Origin of the sequence: Streptococcus oralis (assembly GCF_001075875.1) — a bacterium.
In the GTDB taxonomy this organism is placed as follows: Bacteria; Bacillota; Bacilli; order Lactobacillales; family Streptococcaceae; genus Streptococcus; species Streptococcus oralis_I.
Genome location: NZ_JUOS01000026.1, coordinates 1 through 308, shown reverse-complemented (window position 1 = coordinate 308; position 308 = coordinate 1). Strand labels below are relative to the sequence as shown.

General features: G+C 49.4%; 2 tRNA genes. Both read left to right on the top strand.

The features are described from left to right. Nucleotides 1-79: 79 nt before the first annotated feature. Nucleotides 80-150, top strand: a tRNA-Trp gene (locus tag ADM33_RS01315). A gap of 13 nt (nt 151-163) precedes the next feature. Further along, nucleotides 164-236: transfer RNA gene (locus ADM33_RS01310), tRNA-His, on the top strand. Nucleotides 237-308 lie beyond the last annotated feature (72 nt).

Below are 308 nucleotides of genomic sequence, written 5' to 3'. Positions count from 1 at the left end.
AGAGGCTAAACGCGGCGGACTGTAAATCCGCTCCTTCGGGTTCGGGGGTTCGAATCCCTCCCCTTCCATAACCTTAACTACGGGCATAGTTTAAAGGTAGAACTAAGGTCTCCAAAACCTTCAGTGTGGGTTCAATTCCTACTGCCCGTGTTTTAAAATTATGGCGGGTGTGGTGAAGTGGTTAACACACCAGATTGTGGCTCTGGCATGCGTGGGTTCGATCCCCATCACTCGCCTATTTTATATTATTGGGGTATAGCCAAGCGGTAAGGCAAGGGACTTTGACTCCCTCATGCGTTGGTTCGAAT